This is a genomic window from Flavobacterium sp. GW823-FHT04A11, assembly GCF_058796535.1.
Genome location: NZ_CM179503.1, coordinates 1,038,687 through 1,060,087 on the forward strand (window position 1 = coordinate 1,038,687; position 21,401 = coordinate 1,060,087).

Genomic DNA, 21,401 nt, shown 5'->3' on the forward strand with positions numbered 1-21,401 from the left:
GCTGGCCTGCAAGAATTTTTTATATTCTAAAAAAGTTTTTATCAGATGTTCATTTCCGGAATTTCTCCTTCAATAATAAGTTCTGCTTCTGTTGAAGCAATAATGTGCTCAACAGAAACACCTGGCGCTCGTTCTAAGAGCTTAAAACCATTTTTAGTTACTTCGAGAACTGCAAGCTCAGTTACAACCTTTTTGACGCAGCCAACGCCGGTCAATGGCAAAGTACATTTTTTTAGAATTTTTGATTCGCCTGCTTTATTAACGTGCATCATGGCGACAATGATATTTTCGGCGGAAGCCACTAAATCCATTGCGCCTCCCATTCCTTTCACCATTTTGCCCGGAATCTTCCAATTGGCAATATCACCATTTTCAGAAACTTCCATTGCGCCAAGAATCGTTAAGTCCACTTTTTGGCTGCGGATCATTCCAAAACTAAAAGCTGAATCGAAGAAACTCGCTCCGGGTAATGTTGTAATGGTTTGTTTTCCTGCGTTGATAATATCCGCGTCTTCTTCTCCTGCAAAAGGAAATGGACCCATACCCAAAACTCCGTTTTCACTTTGAAATTCAACTGCAATATCTTCCCTCACATAATTCGCCACCAAGGTCGGAATCCCGATTCCAAGATTGACAAAATATCTGTCTTTTACTTCTTTTGCAATTCGTTTTGCTATATCTTCTTTTGTTAACATAGTTTAATGTGCTAATATTTAATGTGGCAATTAGTAGATTTGATAATTAGATAATTGTTTGAAGTTGCTTAATTATTTACTTTATATAATGAAATATAATTTATTTACTATCAATTTATTAAGAATGTAATTATTTACAAAAGCAATATATTTGCGTTATTTTTTTAATTACTAATTGACAAATTATCTCAATTATCTAATTCTCTAATCCCTTTGTCTCACAGTACGCTGCTCAATTCTTTTCTCAAACTTCTCTCCCTGAAAGATTCGCTGTACCATAATTCCGGGAATATGTATTTGATTTGGATCTAAAGTTCCAACCGGAACTAATTCTTCCACTTCGGCAATGGTGATTTTTCCGGCGCCGGCCATACAGGCATTAAAATTCCTGGCTGTTCCTTTAAAGATTAGATTTCCGGCTTCGTCGCCTTTCCACGCTTTTACAATAGAAAAATCAGCTTTAAAAGCTTCTTCCATAATATGCATTTTTCCGTTGAATTCACGAACTTCTTTTCCCTCCGCCACTTCTGTTCCGTAACCAGCCGGTGTAAAGAAAGCTGGAATTCCCGCCTGAGCTGCACGACAACGTTCGGCTAAAGTTCCTTGTGGTGTCAAGTCAACTTCCAATTCTCCTGAAAGCATCTGACGTTCAAATTCAGCATTTTCGCCCACATAAGAGGAGATCATCTTCTTAACTTGTTTTTTCTGCAAAAGCAATCCCAAACCAAAATCATCAACTCCCGCATTGTTTGAAATACAAGTTAATTCAGAAATTGGGGTATTAACCAATGCTGCAATAGTATTTTCAGGAATTCCGCATAAACCGAAACCACCAAACATAATGGTCATTCCACTTTCTATTCCTTTTATAGCATCCTGAACGCTATCTACTTTTTTTGTTATCATAACAAACTGACTTTATAACTATATAATTTTGATAAAAATACCATTTTTAGATTAAATTATAACGATTTCGTAAAAAATAAATCCAATGATAATTTAGGATAACCGCAAAAGCTTTGAGGCAACAAAACGTCTTATTATAACATTTCTAGAGCTTTCAACCTTTAGGATACATTGCGTAATCAATTTCTGTTTGTCCCCCACGGTTGAACCTTGGGCTATGCAATCTTATCCTCAAAAAATACTTCTGCAACTTCTAAATTCTGTCCCCAAGGTTGAAACCTTGGGCTATATCTTCTCCAATAAAAAATCCTTCTGCAAACTTCTAAATTTCAGAAGACTGCAAAAGGATATTTTTAAATCCTGCAAATTTTTAGAAATCTTACAGGAAACTGTGACTGTAAACTGCGACTAAATTACAATTCGAATTCGTCTGTATTTTGATCTGTTGCTGTTGTATCTTTTACTACTGCAGGTCTGGTGTAACAATCTACCTTGATAGAAAGATTTGCCGGACGCTCAAATTCTGCTTTAGAAACCTGAAGATTTGGATCAGCATAACAAAGTTTCATGAAATAAGCCCAAACCGGCAATGCCGCTGTTGCTCCTTGTCCGTAGGTTAAACTTTTAAAACGTGCAGAACGGTCTTCACAACCTACCCAAACACCGGTCACTAAGTTTGGAACCATTCCCATAAACCAACCATCAGATTGATTTTGCGTTGTTCCTGTTTTACCTGCAATTGGGTTTTTGAACATATATGGATATCCTGTCCAGCGGTTATCTCCACTTCCACCGCCCTGAGTACGTAAACGTGCTCCGGAACCGGTTTCTGTAACTCCCTGCAATAATTTGATTACGGCAAAAGCAATATCTTTATTTAAAACATCGTGAGATTCCGGAATTGGTTCGTAAATAACCTCTCCGCTTTTATTTTCGATACGGCTTAAAAATTGTGGTTTTACATACACTCCCTGATTGGCAAATGTACTGTAAGCCGCAACCATATCTTCAACCGTAATATCCACAGCTCCCAATGCAATTGATGGCTGTACCGGAATTTCAGTTTTAACTCCTAATTTATGCGTCAATTCTACAACGGCTTCCGGACCCGTTCTGTCAATTAATTTTGCCGAAACGGTATTGATCGAATTTGCCAAACCTTGCTTTAAAGTCACCATTCCGCGGTATCTGTTGTCAGAGTTTCTTGGCTCCCAGTCTTCCGTTACGTGGTGACGTCCTTTGTGAATCATGAAAGGTCCATCTAAAATAGAATCACAAGGAGACATGTTTAATTGTTCAATAGCAGTTGCATAAACGAAAGGTTTAAAAGTAGACCCTACTTGTCTTGCTCCCTGCCCTACGTGATCGTATTGAAAATATTTATAGTTGATTCCTCCAACCCAAGCTTTGATGTTTCCGGTTTGAGGCTCCATTGCCATTAAACCAGACTGTAAAAAGTGTTTGTAATAACGAATAGAATCCATTGGCGTCATAATCGTATCACGCTCTCCTTTCCAGGTAAAGATGCGCATTTGCGTTTTTACTTTGAATGACGCAATGATATCATCTTCGCTTTTATCCATTTCTTTCATGATCGCCCAACGTGTTGAGTTTTTCATGGCCTGCATCATAAGTTTCTCCGTTTCTGCCTGAGTGATATTTACGAAAGGTGCATTTTTATTGTTTTTTTGCTCGATGAAAAATTGCTGCTGTAAGTTTTTCATGTGTGCAGAAACAGCTTCTTCAGCATATTGCTGCATTCTTGAATCGATTGTTGTATAGATTTTCAAACCATCTTTGTAGATATCATAATCAGAACCGTCTGGTTTTTTGTTTTCAGCCATCCATTTCTTCATATAATCACGAAGATATTCTCTGAAATATGTTGCCGTACCTTCACGGTGACTTTCCAGTTTGAATTTTAATGCAATTGGCAACGCTTGTAATCTTTCTTTTTCAGCGGTAGAAATCATCTTCGCTTTTTCCATTTGCCCAAGGACTACATTACGACGGTTTTTTACACCTTCCGGATTACGAACCGGATTGTATAATCCTGAATTCTTGAACATTCCAACTAAAATAGCCGATTCGTCCATGGTCAGGTCTTTTGGATCTTTCGAAAAATAAGTTTGCGCCGCAGAGCTTACTCCAACAGAATAATTTCCGAAGTCATAAACGTTGCAATACATGGCCAAAATCTCATTTTTAGTATATTGTCTTTCCAGACGAATGGCGATGATCCATTCTTTTATTTTTTGTACAATCCTGAAAGGAAGAAACTTAGATCCTTCACCATGAAATAATTGTTTCGCTAATTGCTGCGTTAACGTACTCGCTCCACCATTTGTTCCTAAAGAAAAAACAGCTCTTAGAGTTCCGCGTCCGTCGATTCCTGAATGTTCGTAAAAACGGGCATCTTCGGTGGCAACCAAAGCTTCGACTAAACTTTTTGGCAAATCTGAATATTTAAGCTGTGATCTATTGGTTTTGAAATATTTACCAATTACAACTCCATCAGATGAAATAATCTCTGTTGCTAAATTTGAATCCGGATTTTCTAAATCTTCAAAAGAAGGCATTGAGCCGAAAAATCCCCACGATGCAAATAGGAAGAATGCTAAAACACCGAGTAAAGAATAGGCAAAAATTCTCCAGAATTTCTTTTTATAGTAGTTAATATCTTTAGTACTATTAGGTTGATTGTTTTTTTTGGTGGCCATAACTATTTATCTAATCTTTTTGTTCTATTCTAAAACCTACGTCTGTAATACCTTCTAAAGCTTCAACACCGGGAATTTTACCTGATTCACGAACAGCTTGTTTAATGTGTACCTGATATTTTCCTCTAAACTTTACATCTTCTTTATAAAACAGTTTACTTTCTTTAATGTCTGTAAAGCCGTTTCCTAATAATGTTCCGTCAGGTTTTGCCATTTCGTACTCTAAAGTGTCGACTTTGGTAAAGCCATTTGGCATTTCAATAGCAACAATTAAAAACAAATTTTTAAAGGGATAATTGTTGTTATCTCTCAAATTTACAAATAAATTGTATTTTTTGGTAGAATCTAAAACCGGCAGATCAAAGGTTACAATGCTGTCTTTGTGCCAGGCACTTCCAACAGATTTGTACTCATCGAATACTCTTTTTTTATCACACGAAAAAAGAAGTATTGCTGCCAAAAGAAGAATTCCGCTATTTTTTATTCTCATTTTTAGTAATAATTATAGGTTTTCTTGGTTCAGCTGGTTTAGTATCGTTCGATTTTGGCTTATTCGAATGATTTGGCTTATTGTTGTTATTCTGTTTGTTTTGTTTGTTCGGATTTCCTCCTGCCGGCTTATTATTGTTATTGTTTGCCTGCTGAGGTTTCGCCGGAGTTGCCACAATCGCATTTTCCGCATTTGGTTTGCGTTTGCGATTTGGTTTTTTCTTTCTTTTCGGCTGATCAAAACGAGTCAAACTTTCCTGGCCCATTGCATTATTAAAGTCTTTTTCAGGCTCTGAAACTACTTCAATAGCAAAATCTTCTAAAGAAGAAACTTTGTTTTTCTGTTTGTTTTCGGCAATAATTTCTTTAACCTGATCAATTTTCAAAACATGCCAGTTTGCGAAATTATTCGTGTAAGCAAACCACATCAATCCTTTAAAAATATCTTGTTTCTGACAGATCGCATCTCCTTTTTCGGTTACCAATTTCGTATCGTAATCCGGAAAATCTTTTAACGCATCCATATAAGTATCTAACTCATAATTCAGACAACATTTTAATTTTCCGCATTGTCCCGCTAATTTTTGAGGATTTAGCGAAAGCTGCTGATAACGTGCCGCTGAAGTATTGACACTTCTAAAATCTGTAAGCCAGGTCGAACAGCAAAGTTCTCTACCGCAAGAACCAATTCCGCCCAAACGCGCCGCTTCCTGACGGAAACCAACTTGTTTCATCTCAACTCTTGTGCTGAATTCTTTAGCAAAATCTTTAATCAAAAGTCTAAAATCGACTCTGTCGTTTGCGGTGTAATAGAAAGTAGCTTTTGATCCGTCTCCCTGGAATTCAATATCAGAAATTTTCATTTCCAGTTTATGCTGAATCGCTAATTCACGCGCACGAACTTTCATTGGTTCTTCACGATCACGCGCTACAGACCAGATATCGATATCTTTTTGAGATGCTTTTCGGTAAATTTTAGGTACTTCATTGCTTTCGTGATTGACTCCTTTTTTCTTCATTTGAATTTTTACCAATTCGCCTGTCAAAGTTACAATCCCAATATCATGTCCCGGTGATGCAACAGTTGCTACAATATCACCAATACTTAACGTTAATTTTTCTGAATTTCTAAAGAATTCTTTACGTCCGTTTTTAAAACGAACCTCAACACAATCAAAAATCGCCTCTCCATTAGACGGACTCATGTTAGCGAGCCAGTCAAAAACCGTCAATTTATTGCAGCTATCGGTGCCGCAAGTCCCATTATTTTTACAACCTTTTGGTGCACCACCATCTGAGGTTGAACAACTTGTACATGCCATAATTATATATGTAGTGTTGCAAAAGAGCAACTTAAGTTCATAAACGTTCGATCGGTAAAGATAGTATTTTTTTTAGTTTGCTTTTTATCGATTACTCTAAAGGACTGTTAAATAGCTAAAACACTCATTACTAAACATAAAGCAATTTTAATTTGTCTTAATCTATTACTCTTTTGGCTTTTACTATTAATCATTTCGGGGTTAATAAAGGAATTTTGCACATCAATTTTTTACAAAAAATCTGTGGACAATAAAATCATTTCAAATAATGAATGCCCATTGAATTCAATAAGTAAAATATTTCAACAACTAATAGATAAGCAGTTTTTTAATTTTCTAATTCACTTATAATATGCCATTTGTAAAACCCTCCAAAATTGTAAAGTCATTTATAATTGATTTTATGAAATTAATTATAATTATTATTTTTCTTTCATCTTCTTCAGTAAATAGTCAATGTGTTGTTAACACCATAAATGCAGATTTTGAATTTCCAGTCGTAGCTGGCGCTGGAAATTATATAAATCAAAATGATTACCCTTTACTTGGCTGGAGAACAACTGCTTCTGACGGTCTTTTAGAATTTTGGCATAACGGCAATTTTTACAATCGTAATGCTTATTCAGGAAATCAGTTTGTTGAGCTTAACGCGACTCAGGCTTCAGGATTATACCAGGATTATGACACATCTATAGCAACTTACTTTAATTACTCCTTTGCTCATAGCGGGAGATCCGGTGTTGACTCAATGGTATTAAAGGCAGGTCCTCCAGGCGGACCTTATACTACTGTTACAACTGCTGATACAGATAATACAGCCTGGAAATTATACACAGGAACTTACAACGTTCCCGCAGGTCAGAATAAAACAAGATTTATTTTTGCTGCCGTTTCTACTTCATCAGGTGATTTAGGATCAGGCAACTTTTTAGATGCCATAAACTTTACTGCTACTATAGATCCTCCAGTAATAACTGGTGGTAACGAAAAAACAATTTACTCTGGTGAGTCTACAACGCTTTTAGTTTCAGGATATACGGGGTCTGTTTTTTATTGGTATGATGCCACAGGCAAAACTTTACTTCACGAGGGTCCAGAATTTATAACTCCTATTTTATATCAAGACACAAATTACAAGGTTAAGCAGAAAAATCTTTCTAATTGTGAAAGTAGTACGCTAGATTTTATTGTAAAAGTAAAAACTCTTGCTTGTGATGGAGAACTTGCTACACCAATAGTAAATATCGATTTTGGACAAGGAACGAACTTAAACTCCAACGGACCATCATTGCCTACTGGAGAAACTACTTATACCTATTCGCCAAGTGGGGTTTTTGGTATTGGAAATTATGGTATAAGACAGAATCCAAAATCTGCAAATACTGTTTGGCATAATGCAACCGATCATACTGGCAATCCCTTTGGTTATATGATGGTTGTTGATGCAAATAGCAAACCTGATGAGTTTTTTAAACGTGAAATTACAGGATTGTGTCCTAATACAAAATATGTATTTCAAGCATATGTTGCTAATATATTTCCGACAGACAGCTATAATTGTGCAAACAGGCAGGAACCTAATTTAATCTTTGAGGTTTACGACTCAGCAGCACCTTCAACTATACAGCAACAAGTTATTTCAGGGAGCATAACTCCAACTTCTCAAAGTGTTGGAATGAAATGGCAATTAGTAAATATGGTTTTTAAAACAAATTCTAATCAAACAGCTGTTATTTTAAAGATAAAAAACTTTAATTCAAGTCCGGAAAGTTGTGGAAATGATCTTGCGATTGATGATATTACATTTAGTGCCTGTGTACCAATAATAAAAGTTGATAATACTTCTGATTTAAAAATTTGTGAAGGTGAATCTACTTCTTTAAAAGTCTCATTAATTAGTTCAGGACAATACTCTTATCAATGGCAAAAATTTAACGGAACTTTATGGGAAGATGTTCCCGGCGCTATTTCACCGGAATATGTGACACCTGCACTTAATATTTCAACAAAGTATAGAATACGTTATGCAGAAATAGGTATTGATATTACAAATAATAACAATTTAAAATGCTCGGGTGATAAAGAAATAACGGTTTCTGTAACAAATAATCCAACTGTTAGTGTAGCTTCTTTTACACCAATATCATGCATAAATAGTGAGTTAACAAATATCACACATACGACTACTTTGGCAACAGGGATTAGACAACCAATAGGTTTACCTTCGGGAGTAACTGCAAATTGGGAATCTAATAAGATTACGATCAGCGGTACTCCTACTGAGTCAGGAATTTTTAACTATAGTATTCCATTAATAGGCGCTTGTGGTAATGTTTCTGCTACGGGAACGATTACAGTAAACAAAATAACAGCTATCGCATCAAACCAGATTGATGTAAAATGCAAAGGTGATGCCACTGGATCGGTTACAATTACTCCAAACGGAGGAACAGCGCCGTATACTATAACTCCAGCCCAAACAAGTCTGACGGCAGGGCTCCATACATTCACCGTAAAAGACAGTAATAATTGTGAGACTACTTTAGATGTTACGATTTTGGAACCCGCTCAATTAACAGCTTTAGCTTCAAATCAAATTAATTTAAAATGTAAGGGCGATTCAAATGGATCTGTAACAATTACACCAAGCGGAGGAACAGCGCCGTACACTATAACTCCGGCACAGACAGGCCTGATGGCAGGGCTTCACAAGTTCACCGTAAAAGACAGCAATAATTGTGAGACTACTGTAGATGTTACGATTTTAGAACCCACTCAATTAACAGCTTTAGCTTCAAATCAAATTAATGTAAAATGTAAGGGCAATGCCAATGGATCGGTAACAATTACCCCAAGCGGAGGAACAGCGCCATATACGATAACTCCGGCACAGACAGGCTTGACAGCAGGGCTTCATACTTTTACCGTAAAAGACAGTAATAATTGTGAGACAACTGTAGATGTGACGATTTTGGAACCGGCTAAATTGACAGCTTTAGCTTCAAATCAGATTGATGTAAAATGTAAAGGCGATGCTAATGGATCAGTAACAATTACTCCAAGTGGAGGAACAGCGCCGTATACCATAACTCCGGCACAGACAGGCTTGACGGCAGGTCTTCACACTTTTACCGTAAAAGACAGTAATAGTTGTGAGAGTACTGTAGAGGTAACTATTTCACAGCCAGAGCAATTGACTGCAACGGCTTCTAACCAGATAAACATATTGCGAAAAGGAGATGCTACAGGCTCGGTGACGATTACTCCAAGTGGAGGAACAGCACCGTATACCATTACTCCTGCACAGACAGACTTGACTGCAGGACTTCACACGTTCACTGTAAAAGACAGTAATAATTGTGAGATAACTGTAGAGGTAACTATTTCAGAACCAGATATGCAATTGAGTGCCGTTATTGAAAGTCAGGTAAACTTAAAATGTAAAGGGGACACTAATGGGTCTGTGGTTATAACTCCAAATGGAGGAACCGCACCATATACCATAACACCTGCTCAGACTGGATTAGTTGCAGGAAATCATATTTTCACAATAACTGATAATAATAACATTAGTATTAGAATTCCTGTTACCATTCTTGAACCCGCTCAATTGACAGCTATAGCTTCAAATCAGATTGATGTAAAATGTAAAGGCGATGCTAATGGATCGGTAACAATTACTCCAAACGGAGGAACAGGGCCGTATACCATAACTCCGGCTCAGACAGGATTGACAGCAGGGATTCATACTTTTACCGTGACTGATAATAATAATTGTACAACTTCTTTGGATGTGACGATTTCAGAGCCAGAGCAATTGACTGCAACGGCTTCTAACCAGATAAATATATTGCGAAAAGGAGATGATACGGGCTCGGTGACAATCACTCCAAGTGGAGGAACAGCACCGTATAAAATAACTCCGGCACAGACAGGCTTGACAGCAGGGATTCATACATTCACTGTAAAAGACAGTAATAATTGTGAGATAACTGTAGAGGTAACTATTTCAGAACCAGATATGCAATTGAGTGCCGTTATTGAAAGTCAGGTAAACTTAAAATGTAAAGGGGACACTAATGGGTCTGTGGTTATAACTCCAAATGGGGGAACCGCACCATATACCATAACACCTGCTCAGGCTGGATTAGTTGCAGGAAATCATATTTTCACAATAACTGACAACAATAACATTAGTGTTACAATTCCTGTTACCATTCTTGAACCCGCTCAATTGACAGCTTTATCTTCAAATCAGATTGATGTAAAATGTAAAGGCGATGCCAATGGATCTGTAACAATTACTCCGAGCGGAGGAACAGCGCCATATACCATAACTCCGGCTCAGACAGGCCTGACGGCAGGTCTTCACACTTTCACTGTGACTGATAATAATAATTGTACAACTTCTTTGGATGTAACGATTTTGGAACCCGCTCAATTAACAGCTTTAGCCTCAAATCAGATTGATGTAAAATGCAAAGGAGAAGCAAATGGATCAGTAACAATTACTCCAAACGGAGGAACAGCGCCGTATACCATTACTCCGGCTCAGACAGGCCTGACGGCAGGTCTTAACACTTTTACCGTGACTGATATTAATAATTGTACAATAACAACTGACGTTACTATTAGCGAACCGGAAAAACTTACTGCAGCATCATCAAATGTGGTAAATGTAAAATGTAAAGGAGAAGCAAATGGATCGGTAACAATTACTCCAACAGGAGGAACAGCACCATATAACATTACTCCAGTTCAGACAGGCCTGACGGCAGGTCTTCAAACTTTTACCGTGACTGATATTAATAATTGTACAATAACAACTGACGTTATTATTAACGAACCTGAAGTCCTTACTGCAATAACATCAAATGTGGTAAATGTAACATGTAAAGGAGAAGCAAATGGATCTGTACTAATTACACCTAGCGGAGGAACAGCGCCGTATAACATAACTCCGGCACAGACAGGCTTGACGGCAGGAAAACATACTTTCACCATAACTGACAGTAATAATTGTACAACAACAACTGAAGTTACTATTAGCGAACCTGAAGTCCTTAATACAACAGCATCAAATGTAGTAAATGTAACATGCAAAGGTGAAGCAAATGCATCGGTAACAATTACTCCAAACGGAGGAACAGCGCCGTATACCATAACTCCAGCGCAAACAGGCTTGACGGCAGGACTTTATACTTTTACAGTAACTGATGCTAATAATTGTACAGCTTCTTTGGATGTGACGATTTTGGAACCGGCACAATTAACCGCTATAGCTTCAAATCAGATTAATGTAAAATGTAAAGGAGAAGCAAATGGATCAGTAACAATTACTCCGAGCGGAGGAACAGCGCCATATACAATAACTCCAGCACAGACAGTCCTGACGGCAGGGCTTCATACTTTTACAGTGACCGATACCAATAATTGTACAGCTTCTTTGGACGTTACTATTAGCGAACCGGAAAAACTTACTGCAACATCATCAAATGTGGTAAATGTAAAATGTAAAGGAGAAGCAAATGGATCTGTGGTTATTACTCCAAATGGAGGAACAGCGCCATATAACATTACTCCGGCACAAACAGGTCTTACAGCAGGAATTCACACTTTTACTGTGATTGACAGTAATAATTGTACAATAACAACTGAGGTTACTATTAGCGAACCTGAAAAACTTACTGCAACATCATCAAATGTTGTAAATGTAAAATGTAAAGGGGAAGCCAATGGATCGGTAACAGTTACTCCAAACGGAGGAACAGCACCGTATACCATTACTCCGGGTCAGACAGGCCTGACAGCAGGGCTTCACACTTTCACTGTGACTGATAATAATAATTGTACAGCTTCTTTGGATGTGACGATTTTGGAGCCGGCACAATTAACCGCTTTAGCTTCAAATCAGATCGATGTAAAATGCAAGGGTGATGCCAGTGGATCGGTAACAATTACTCCAAACGGAGGAACAGCGCCCTATACCATTACTCCGGCTCAGACAGGCCTAACGGCAGGTCTTCACACTTTCACCGTGACTGATAATAATAATTGTACAACTTCCTTGGACGTTACGATTTTGGAACCTGCACAATTAACCGCTTTAGCTTCAAATCAGATTGATGTAAAATGTAAAGGAGAAGCAAATGGATCGGTAACAATTACTCCAAACGGAGGAACAGCGCCATATACCATTACACCGGCTCAGATAGGTTTGGCGGCAGGTCTTCACACTTTTACCGTGACTGATAATAATAATTGTACAATAACAACTGACGTTACTATTAGCGAACCGGAAAAACTTACTGCAACATCATCAAATGTGGTAAATGTAAAATGTAAAGGAGAAGCAAATGGATCTGTGGTTATTACTCTAAACGGAGGAACAGCTCCATATACCATTACTCCGGCTCAGACAGGCCTGACGGCAGGTCTTCACACTTTTACCGTGACTGATAATAATAATTGTACAACTTCTTTGGATGTGACGATTTTGGAACCGGCTCAATTAACAGCTTTAGCTTCAAATCAAATTGATGTAAAATGTAAAGGAGAAGCAAATGGATCGGTAACAATTACTCCAAGCGGAGGAACAGCTCCGTATACCATCACTCCGGCTCAGACAGGCCTGACGGCAGGTCTTCACACTTTTACCGTAACTGATAATAATAATTGTACAATAACAACCGACGTTACTATTAGCGAACCGGAAAAACTTACTGCAACATCATCAAATGTGGTAAATGTAAAATGTAAAGGAGACGCAAATGGATCGGTAACAATTACTCCAAACGGAGGAACAGCTCCGTATACCATCACTCCGGCTCAGACAGGCCTGACGGCAGGTCTTCACACTTTTACCGTAACTGATAATAATAATTGTACAATAACAACCGACGTTACTATTAGCGAACCTGAAATCCTTACTGCAACATCATCAAATGTGATAAATGTAAAATGTAAAGGAGAAGCAAATGGATCTGTGGTTATTACTCCAAACGGAGGAACAGCTCCATATACCATAACTCCGGCTCAGACAGGCCTGACGGCAGGTCTTCACACTTTTACCGTGACTGATAATAATAGCTGTACAGCTTCTTTAGATGTTACGATTTTGGAACCGGCACAATTAACCGCTTTAGCTTCAAATCAGATTAATGTAAAATGTAAAGGAGAAGCAAATGGATCTGTGGTAATTACTCCAAACGGAGGAACAACTCCATACACCATAATTCCGTCACAGACAGGCTTGACGGCAGGGAAACATACTTTCACCATAACTGATAGTAATGATTGTACAACAACAATTGCTATTAATATTAGCGAACCAGAAAAACTTACTGCAACAGCATCAAATGTGGTAAATGTAATGTGTAATGGTCAAGCAAATGGTTCTGTTGTAATTACTCCAAACGGAGGAACAGCTCCATATAACATCACACCAGCACAAATAGGTCTTACAGCAGGAAAACATACTTTCACCATAACTGACAGTAATAATTGTACAACAATAACTTACGTTACAATTACTGAACCTGAAGTCCTTACTGCTACAGCTTTAAAAGTAGTAGATGTAACATGTAAAGGTGAAGCAAATGGATCGGTAGAAATTACTCCAAATGGAGGAAGAGCCCCATATACCATTACTCCGGCACAAACAAATCTGGCAGCAGGTCCTCATACGTTTACAGTAATAGATAGTAATACATGTAGAGTTGAGATTAATGTAATAATTAAAGAACCCAATGCTCTTGAAGCCAAAGTTCTTGGATCTGTTTCTCCAGAATTGTGTTTTGGAAATAAAGATGGATTCTTTACAATTGAAGTTTTAGGAGGAAATAAACCTTATCTATATAGCTTAGATGAGCAAAATGGAACATTTTATCAAGGTTCTTCAAATCAAACAGAGTTTTTATTTGATAATCTTTCAGGCGGTAATCATGTTGTTTATATAAAAGACTCGAAAGGATGTACTACACAAGTTAAAGTTAAGATGCCAAACGCAATTTTAATTAACCCTGTTGCACATATTGATACTAGTTGCGAAAACAATGCATCCGCAAATTCTGTAACTGTAACAGTTGATAAAAGTATTACAAATCCTGATGACGTAGATTATGCCCTTGACAGAGAAGATGGGGTTTATCAATCAAGCAACATATTTAAAAATGTAGCTTCAGGTAATCATATCATATATTCAAGACATACAAATGGTTGTATCCAGCCTACAAAAGAATTTACGATTAATTACATTGAACCGTTAAAACTAACACTTGCCGATGGAGAGTTAAATGAAATCGTTGCAACTGCCACAGGAGGCGAAGGTCAATACAGATATTCTTTTGAAGCAGAATCTCATAATACCAATAACAAATTCATTATATACAAATCTGGAATTTATAAGGTCACAGTCACAGATCAAAACGGCTGTACCGCTACCGCATCAAGGTATTTTGAATATATAGATGTTTGCATTCCTAATAACTTTACTCCAAATGGCGATGGTATTAACGATGAATGGGGACCTGGATGTAGCGTAAACTACAAACATTTAACCTTCACAATTTTTGACAGATATGGCCGCATAATAGGAAACTTTAAGTACGGTCAAAAATGGGATGGAAAATACAACGGCACAGAATTAACATCAGGTGATTACTGGTATGTATTTAAACTAAACGACAATAAGGACAACAGAGAATTTGTTGGACACTTCACCCTTTACAGGTAACTAAAAAACAAATATTATGTTATCTAAAACTTATAATACCATGAAAAAAATTATCATATCAATTCTACTTATGGCTGTAACTTCAGGTTACAGCCAGGAATTAAACCTGCCCGTTTTCACGCAATATTTAGCTGATAATTCATTTGTTATCTCTCCTACCTATGCCGGTATTGGTGACAATTTAAGAATACGTGCTAATGGATTAACACAATGGGTTGGCATTAAAGACGCCCCTGATAACCAATCGCTATATGCCGATTTTAGGGTTTTAGACCGCTCAGGAGTTGGAGTCTCTCTTTATAATGATAGTAACGGATATACTGAACAAATGGGAGCCAAAATATCATTTGCTCATCATTTAATCCTGGATTATTATTCCAAGCAATATTTGTCTTTAGGAATTTCGTTTAACTTTAATAACTTCAAAATTGACGTCGATAAATTTAAACCAACTTACGACAATCCGGTTGTCGATCCCGGCATTACAAATAATCGCTATATGTCTAATGCCAATTTTGATATAGGAGCCTTGTATAGAAACAGAGGTTTTTATTTGAGTCTGAATATTAGCAATATTCTCGATAAAAAAATAGATCAATTTACAGGAATAGAGCCAAATTTGCTTCGTAATTATCAAATATATACCGGATATACTTTTAAAGGTGCAACCGATAGAGTCGAGTTTGAACCCTCTGTCTACTATCAAATGTTTGCGAGCGATAAACGCTCCAGTACTGATTTCAATTTTAAATACAGACAGTACAATAAGTATGAGGACTATTTTTGGATTGGGATTTCTTATCGTTTCTTAAATGATCAGCCTTTGGAACCTTTAATGGCTGGGCCAATGGCAGGATTTAAAAAGAATAGTTTCTACTTTGGTTATTCGTACCAGGCATCTTTAAACCAAATTGGAGCTTATAACTCAGGAACTCATGTTGTAACTATAGGACTTGATTTCTTTAGAGGAATAAGTAATTGTTCGTGTACTCAAAGTCCTGTTCATTAAAAGTAAAACTTATATAAAAAAGATTAAAAATAAAAACCGTATTACACCATTATGTAATACGGTTTTTTTATACGATTACGTTTCCTTGATGGTTATAATCTTTACCGGACAAGCTTTCGCAGCCAATTCACAACTTTCAACAATCGCATGATTAGGTGATTTCAAAGTAAAAAAACCTTTTGCATTTTGGGAATGAAGCAAAACTGATTTTCCGTCTTTTTTTGACATTTGAAAATTCATCGGATCCATTTCGACGCAATAGTTACAGCCGATGCATTTATCTCTTTGTAAAGTAACAATAACCATTATGCTTCAACTATTTTGTATAATTTGTCAGACATTCTGATTCTGAAAGGTAACTTAAAAGTACAATCGTCGCCTTTTGTTGCTTTTTCAGAAGCCAAATCATTTACAAACATTTCGTCAATAATCATTTCCTGTGCACCTGTGCTTGGACCGGTGACAAGGATTTTATCTCCAATTTTAATATCGTAAGCTTCAATTTTAAATTGTCCAACATTTGCTTTCGGGAAATAATGTGTTCCCTTACCAACATATACTTTCTTTTGTGTCGCTGCAGATCCCGGGATATCACTCCATTCTCCTAATTCTTGTCCTAGATAATAACCTGACCAGAAACCGCGATTATAAACCGTGTTTAAAGTTTCCATCCAGATTGTCGTTTTGTCTTTTGAGAAAGTACCCTCATAATACGCATCAATGGCTTCACGATAGGTTTTAATAACCGTAGCCACATATTCCGGAGCACGACCGCGACCTTCGATTTTAAGCACCTGAATTCCCGAATCTATAACCTGATCCAGAAAATCAATTGTACATAGATCTTTCGGTGACATCATATACTCGTTATCCAATTCGATTTCAAAACCACTTTCCTGATCAATAACGGTATATTTTTTACGGCAATTTTGTTTACAAGCTCCACGATTTGCAGATGAATTGTGTGAATGCAGGCTTAAATAACATTTACCCGAAACCGCCATACACAAAGCTCCATGACCGAAAATTTCAATTTCTACTAAATTTCCATTTGGCCCTTTTATTTGTTCTTTTTCAATTTGAGCGGTGATATTTTTTACCTGACGCAAACTCAATTCACGGCTTAAAACCATTGTATCAGCAAACAGGCTGTAGAATTTTATGGTTTCTATATTCGTTACATTCAATTGAGTCGAAATATGAACTTCCATTCCAATTGTTCTTGCCATCGCAATTACAGCTTGGTCAGATGCGATAACGGCAGTAATATTAGCTTCTTTGGCTTTGTTCAAAAGTGTTTTTACAACAGATAAATCGTGATCGTAAATAATCGTGTTCAAAGTCAAATAACTTCGTGCTTTTTTAGCCTCACAACGACTTGCAATTTCTTTTAAATCATCAACAGTAAAATTTACCGTTGAACGCGCACGCATGTTGAGTTGGTCTACACCAAAATAAATAGAATCTGCACCATTATCCAGCGCAGCCTGAAGCGACTCAAAACTCCCGGCAGGAGCCATAAGTTCAATTTTATTATTTGTTGTCATTTTTATTGATTTTGTTCCCAAAGTTTAGAACTGTTGGTTATTTTGTTTTTCAATTATGATCGACCATCTTATATTATCCGCAATCTGTTGAAATCGATTTGTTTTTTTGGTACATCTATCTCTAAATGTTTTAGACATAGCCTGAGGTTTCAACCTTGGGAACGCAAAGTAGAGGATCTCATATCCGTCCAAACGGTTGAAACCGTTCGCTACTTCCCAAAAATACAAGTCTAAACATTTAGACATTTAGCCCGAGGTTTCAACCTTGGGGATGTAAAGTAAAGCATCTTATATCCATCCAAACGGTTGAAACCGTTCGCTACTTTCCAAAAATACATTCTAAACGTTTTAAACATTCGCCCGAGGTTTTTAACCTTGGGGACGCAAATAGATCATCTCGTATCCATCCAAACGGTTGAAACCGTTCGCTACTTTCCAAAAATACATTCTAAACGTTTTAAACATTAGCCCAAGGCTTCAACCTTGGGGACGTAAAGTAAAGCATCTCGTATCCATCCAAACGGTTGAAACCGTTCGCTACTTTCCAAAAATACATGTCTAGACATTTAGAATTTAGCCCGAGGTTTCAACCTTGGGGACGCAAGTAGAACATCTCATATCCATCCAGAGGGTTGAAACCGTTCGCTGCTTTCCAAAATACATTTCTAAAGTTTTAAACATTAGCCCGAGGTTTCAACCTTGGGGACGTAAAGTAGATCATTTTATATCAGTCCCCAGCCCATGTAATTTTACAAATTCATCAAATTCATCTTGTCCGTTTTTGGTAAGATGATGTTTCTTTTGATTTTTTATGTAATTATGTACAAGATCCAACTGGGACTCGCTGACTGAATAAGCAGCAAAACCAGTTTGCCAGGCAAATTTTTCAAGGATAAATCTCCGCTATTTATAAAATGCGAGGAACTCCCTTTAATTTGCTTTAAAAGGTCTGAGATAGTTTTTTGTGGATTTTGTAAAAATAAAACATGCACATGATCAGCCATTCCGTTGATAATTCTAACGGAACATCCCTGTTCAATTAGTTCATCCCGAATATAATCATATACGTTTTCCTCAATTGAATAATCAATTAATTCCTGACGGTTTTTGGTCGCCCAAATTGCATGAATCCATAATTTAGTAAACGAGCGTGACATATAAATTAGCTTAATTCTGCTAATTTACAACTTTAAATTATTTTGTACAATTTATCTGACAATCTAATTCTGAAAGGAACTTCAAAAGTAACCTTATCACCAATTTTAGCAGTTTGAGTTTCTGCCCCGTCAACAACCATTTTATCTAAAACTAATTCCTGATTACCTGTAGTTGGTCCTGAAATTATAATTTTATCCCCAATATTAAGTTCTTGGTTTTCAATAGTAAATTGTCCAACCTGAGCTTTTACATAATAATGTTCTGCTTTACCAATAAGTACTTTTTTGACTTTTATTTTCTGACGAATATCAACTGGTTTTTCGGCTGCAGCCAAAGGGGTGTCAGCTAAATCTCCTGAATGTTTGAATTTCAAATTCTCCGATTTTCCTTTTCTGAAGACTTTATTTCCAACTTGTTTTCCGGTTCTTAATCTTACCTGATCAACCAAAGGCATATGGATAATGTCAAGACATTCCGTAGAACAGCAATTTTCCATTGCAGCTTTACATTCATCACATTGAATAAATAATAAATGACATCCATCATTTTCGCAGTTGGTATGATTGTCGCAAGGTTTTCCGCATTGGTGACATTGCGAAATAATATCATCCGTAATTCTTTCGCCAAGACGATTATCAAACACGAAATTTTTCCCGATGAATTTGCTTTCTAAACCTTCGGCTTCAATTTGTTTGGCATAATTAATAATTCCGCCTTCTAATTGAAATACATTTTTAAAACCCTGATGTTTAAAATACGCACTTGCTTTTTCGCAGCGAATTCCGCCAGTGCAGTACATTACGAGGTTTTTATCTTCCTTATGATTTTGAAGCTGTTCGTTGATTATCGGTAAACTTTCTCTAAAAGTTTCGACATCAGGAGTAATTGCATTTTTAAAATGTCCTACCTCACTTTCGTAATGATTTCTAAAATCAACTACAATCGTATTTGGATCCTCTAAAATTTCGTTGAATTCTTTGGCTTTCAGGTGAACGCCTATATTAGTTACATCAAAAGTCGCGTCATTCAAACCGTCGGCAACGATCTTGTCACGAACTTTAATGGTCAATTTTAAAAATGAATGATCATCATGTTCAACCGCTTCATTCAATCGTATGCCTTTCATGAAATCATAAACTTCAAGAGTAGCTCTAAAAGCCTCCAAATTTTCTTCTGGAATACTCATTTGAGCATTTAATCCTTCGGTGGCAACATAAATTCGGCCTAAAGCATCAAGCTTATTCCAGGCTATAAATAAATCGTCGCGAAATTTTTTGGGATCTTGAATTTTGGCATACGCATAGAAAGACAACGTTAGTCGTTGTTTACCGGCATCATCGATCATGATGGCTCTTTCTTCTGCGCTTAAAGTGTTGTACAGTTGCATGCTATAAACTTTTTAAGTTGAGAAATAAGTATGTATTGAATTCAGCATTCATAGTGAATTCGGGCGCAAAGGTAGTCTATTCTTCGCAATTTCAAAATATACAAAAAGCCAAAAATGTAATCTTATAAGTCAAATGTTAGATTTAAAGCATTTAATGAAATTAAGCAAAGTCCTTTTTCATTAAGAAAAATCATACGGTAATAAAAAACAGCAACTGTATATCAGTAAGTTACAATTATTTCATTACATTTATATGGTACAATTTTAACATTTGTGATTATGAATGCTTTAAAACTACCCAAACCACTCTTCCCCATTCTTTTATTTTTAACAATTTTCATCTCTTGTAAAAAAGAAGAAAAGAAAGCCCCGCCTCCCATGCAGGCACCTTTTGTAACCGTCAAGAGTGAAGATGTTCCCATATACAAAGACTTTGCAGGACAAACTTTTGGAGATTTAGACATTGAACTAATTGCAAGGGTTGACGGAATTCTAACCGGAATGTATTTCAAAGAAGGACAAAAAGTCAAAAAAGGACAACTGCTTTATACCATTGATCCTTTGGAATATGAAACTAAAGTGGAACAAGCCCGCGGACAAGTGGCTGTTGCCCAGAGTGGTTTGGTAAATGCCGAAGAAGAATTAAAACGAATTCGGCCTCTTGCAGATATGAATGCCGTCAGTAAAAGAGAATTGGATGCGGCTGTAGCCAAAGAAAAAGCAGCAAAATCAAACTACGCCAGTGTTGTGGCAAGTTTAAAAAACCAACAAATAGAACGGGGTTATGCCAATATAAAGTCTCCAATTGATGGCGTAATCGGACTTTCGAATGCGAGATTAGGCGATTATATTACCAAAGCGGGAAACTCTTCAAAATTAAATACCGTTTCAAAACTAGAAAAAGTCAGAGTTCAGTTTACCGTCAGCGAATCTGATTATCTCAAATATCAGAAACAAACCAAAGCCGGAGAAAAAATCACAGATCTTCAATTAATATTATCTGATGGAAGCATTCACCCTGAAAAAGGAAGTTTAAATTTTTCAGACACAAAAATAGATCCCACTACAGGAACAGTCACTATTGAAGCACAATTTCCAAATCCGGACGGCACTTTACGATCTGGGCAATTTGCTAAAGTTCGCGTTTTACTTAGAACTCAAAAAGACGCCATTGTTGTTCCTCAAAAAGCCGTAACCGAAATTCAGGGACTTTTTTCTGTTTCTATAATTGATGAGAAAAATACCATTCAATCCCGAATGGTAGAAGTGGGTCAGAAAATAGGCGTTGACTGGATTATTACTAAAGGTTTAAAAGCCAATGAAAAAGTCGCCATTATTGGTAATCAATTTATTCAGCCAGGATCACAGGTCGTTCCGATTCCTTACGTAGCCGAAAAAGACAAGAAACAGATTGCATCATCACTAAACGACTAA

Annotated in this window: 11 protein-coding genes and 1 pseudogene; 3 read left to right on the forward strand and 9 right to left on the reverse strand. The window is 36.9% G+C overall.

All coding sequences use genetic code 11. The annotated features are described in order from the left end of the window. Nucleotides 1-41 precede the first annotated feature (41 nt). The 5 genes from AC3QL1_RS04610 to AC3QL1_RS04630 form a co-directional block, all read right to left on the reverse strand. Complete coding sequence (locus tag AC3QL1_RS04610) at nucleotides 42-695, reverse strand: 3-oxoacid CoA-transferase subunit B (RefSeq protein ID WP_492495499.1); 654 nt, start codon at nucleotides 693-695, stop codon at nucleotides 42-44. 204 nt (nucleotides 696-899) lie between these two features. Next, nucleotides 900-1,601: a CoA transferase subunit A gene (locus AC3QL1_RS04615; protein WP_492495501.1), complete on the reverse strand. Its 702-nt coding sequence runs from the start codon at nucleotides 1,599-1,601 to the stop codon at nucleotides 900-902. Nucleotides 1,602-2,014: 413 nt separating this feature from the next. Further along, nucleotides 2,015-4,321, reverse strand: coding sequence for a penicillin-binding protein 1A (locus AC3QL1_RS04620; RefSeq protein ID WP_492495503.1), 2,307 nt, complete (start codon nucleotides 4,319-4,321; stop codon nucleotides 2,015-2,017). 10 nt (nucleotides 4,322-4,331) lie between these two features. Continuing rightward, on the reverse strand, nucleotides 4,332-4,811 hold the full coding sequence (locus tag AC3QL1_RS04625; protein ID WP_492495505.1) for a gliding motility lipoprotein GldH: 480 nt from the start codon (nucleotides 4,809-4,811) through the stop codon (nucleotides 4,332-4,334). Further along, nucleotides 4,795-6,132 (reverse strand): PSP1 domain-containing protein, encoded by a 1,338-nt coding sequence (locus AC3QL1_RS04630; RefSeq protein WP_492495507.1) that lies wholly within the window; start codon nucleotides 6,130-6,132, stop codon nucleotides 4,795-4,797. Before AC3QL1_RS04630 ends, AC3QL1_RS04625 begins: the two co-directional genes overlap by 17 nt. Before the next feature lie 403 nt (nucleotides 6,133-6,535). Between AC3QL1_RS04630 and AC3QL1_RS04635 the strand changes: the two genes are divergently transcribed. After that, on the forward strand, nucleotides 6,536-14,866 hold the full coding sequence (locus tag AC3QL1_RS04635; RefSeq protein WP_492495508.1) for a T9SS type B sorting domain-containing protein: 8,331 nt from the start codon (nucleotides 6,536-6,538) through the stop codon (nucleotides 14,864-14,866). Between the two features lie 40 nt (nucleotides 14,867-14,906). Further along, on the forward strand, nucleotides 14,907-15,875 hold the full coding sequence (locus AC3QL1_RS04640; RefSeq protein ID WP_492495509.1) for a PorP/SprF family type IX secretion system membrane protein: 969 nt from the start codon (nucleotides 14,907-14,909) through the stop codon (nucleotides 15,873-15,875). Nucleotides 15,876-15,950: 75 nt separating this feature from the next. Here the strand turns inward: AC3QL1_RS04640 and AC3QL1_RS04645 are convergent, their stop codons facing one another. From AC3QL1_RS04645 to trhO, 4 genes and pseudogenes are all read right to left on the reverse strand, one after another. Then, nucleotides 15,951-16,181, reverse strand: a complete 231-nt coding sequence (locus AC3QL1_RS04645) for a ferredoxin (protein ID WP_492495511.1) — start codon at nucleotides 16,179-16,181, stop codon at nucleotides 15,951-15,953. Next, the gene (locus AC3QL1_RS04650; RefSeq protein ID WP_492495513.1) at nucleotides 16,181-17,422 is read right to left on the reverse strand and encodes a peptidase U32 family protein; all 1,242 of its coding nucleotides are present in this window, start codon (nucleotides 17,420-17,422) and stop codon (nucleotides 16,181-16,183) included. The genes AC3QL1_RS04645 and AC3QL1_RS04650 overlap by 1 nt, the downstream gene beginning before the upstream one ends. Before the next feature lie 717 nt (nucleotides 17,423-18,139). Beyond that, nucleotides 18,140-18,579: pseudogene (gene tnpA, locus AC3QL1_RS04655) on the reverse strand (IS200/IS605 family transposase). Nucleotides 18,580-18,611: 32 nt separating this feature from the next. Then, nucleotides 18,612-19,967, reverse strand: coding sequence for an oxygen-dependent tRNA uridine(34) hydroxylase TrhO (gene trhO, locus AC3QL1_RS04660; protein ID WP_492495514.1), 1,356 nt, complete (start codon nucleotides 19,965-19,967; stop codon nucleotides 18,612-18,614). 378 nt (nucleotides 19,968-20,345) lie between these two features. Between trhO and AC3QL1_RS04665 the strand changes: the two genes are divergently transcribed. Further along, a complete protein-coding gene (locus AC3QL1_RS04665; protein ID WP_492495515.1) occupies nucleotides 20,346-21,401 on the forward strand; it encodes an efflux RND transporter periplasmic adaptor subunit in 1,056 nt (351 codons plus the stop codon).

Excerpts from the sequence above, each read along its gene's own strand:
- AC3QL1_RS04610 (WP_492495499.1), bottom strand. The coding sequence starts at position 695 with ATGTTAACAAAAGAAGATATAGCAAAACGAATTGCAAAAGAAGTAAAA.
- AC3QL1_RS04615 (WP_492495501.1), bottom strand. The coding sequence starts at position 1,601 with ATGATAACAAAAAAAGTAGATAGCGTTCAGGATGCTATAAAAGGAATA.
- AC3QL1_RS04620 (WP_492495503.1), bottom strand. The coding sequence starts at position 4,321 with ATGGCCACCAAAAAAAACAATCAACCTAATAGTACTAAAGATATTAAC.
- AC3QL1_RS04625 (WP_492495505.1), bottom strand. The coding sequence starts at position 4,811 with ATGAGAATAAAAAATAGCGGAATTCTTCTTTTGGCAGCAATACTTCTT.
- AC3QL1_RS04630 (WP_492495507.1), bottom strand. The coding sequence starts at position 6,132 with ATGGCATGTACAAGTTGTTCAACCTCAGATGGTGGTGCACCAAAAGGT.
- AC3QL1_RS04635 (WP_492495508.1), top strand. The coding sequence starts at position 6,536 with ATGAAATTAATTATAATTATTATTTTTCTTTCATCTTCTTCAGTAAAT.
- AC3QL1_RS04640 (WP_492495509.1), top strand. The coding sequence starts at position 14,907 with ATGAAAAAAATTATCATATCAATTCTACTTATGGCTGTAACTTCAGGT.
- AC3QL1_RS04645 (WP_492495511.1), bottom strand. The coding sequence starts at position 16,181 with ATGGTTATTGTTACTTTACAAAGAGATAAATGCATCGGCTGTAACTAT.
- AC3QL1_RS04650 (WP_492495513.1), bottom strand. The coding sequence starts at position 17,422 with ATGACAACAAATAATAAAATTGAACTTATGGCTCCTGCCGGGAGTTTT.
- trhO (WP_492495514.1), bottom strand. The coding sequence starts at position 19,967 with ATGCAACTGTACAACACTTTAAGCGCAGAAGAAAGAGCCATCATGATC.
- AC3QL1_RS04665 (WP_492495515.1), top strand. The coding sequence starts at position 20,346 with ATGCAGGCACCTTTTGTAACCGTCAAGAGTGAAGATGTTCCCATATAC.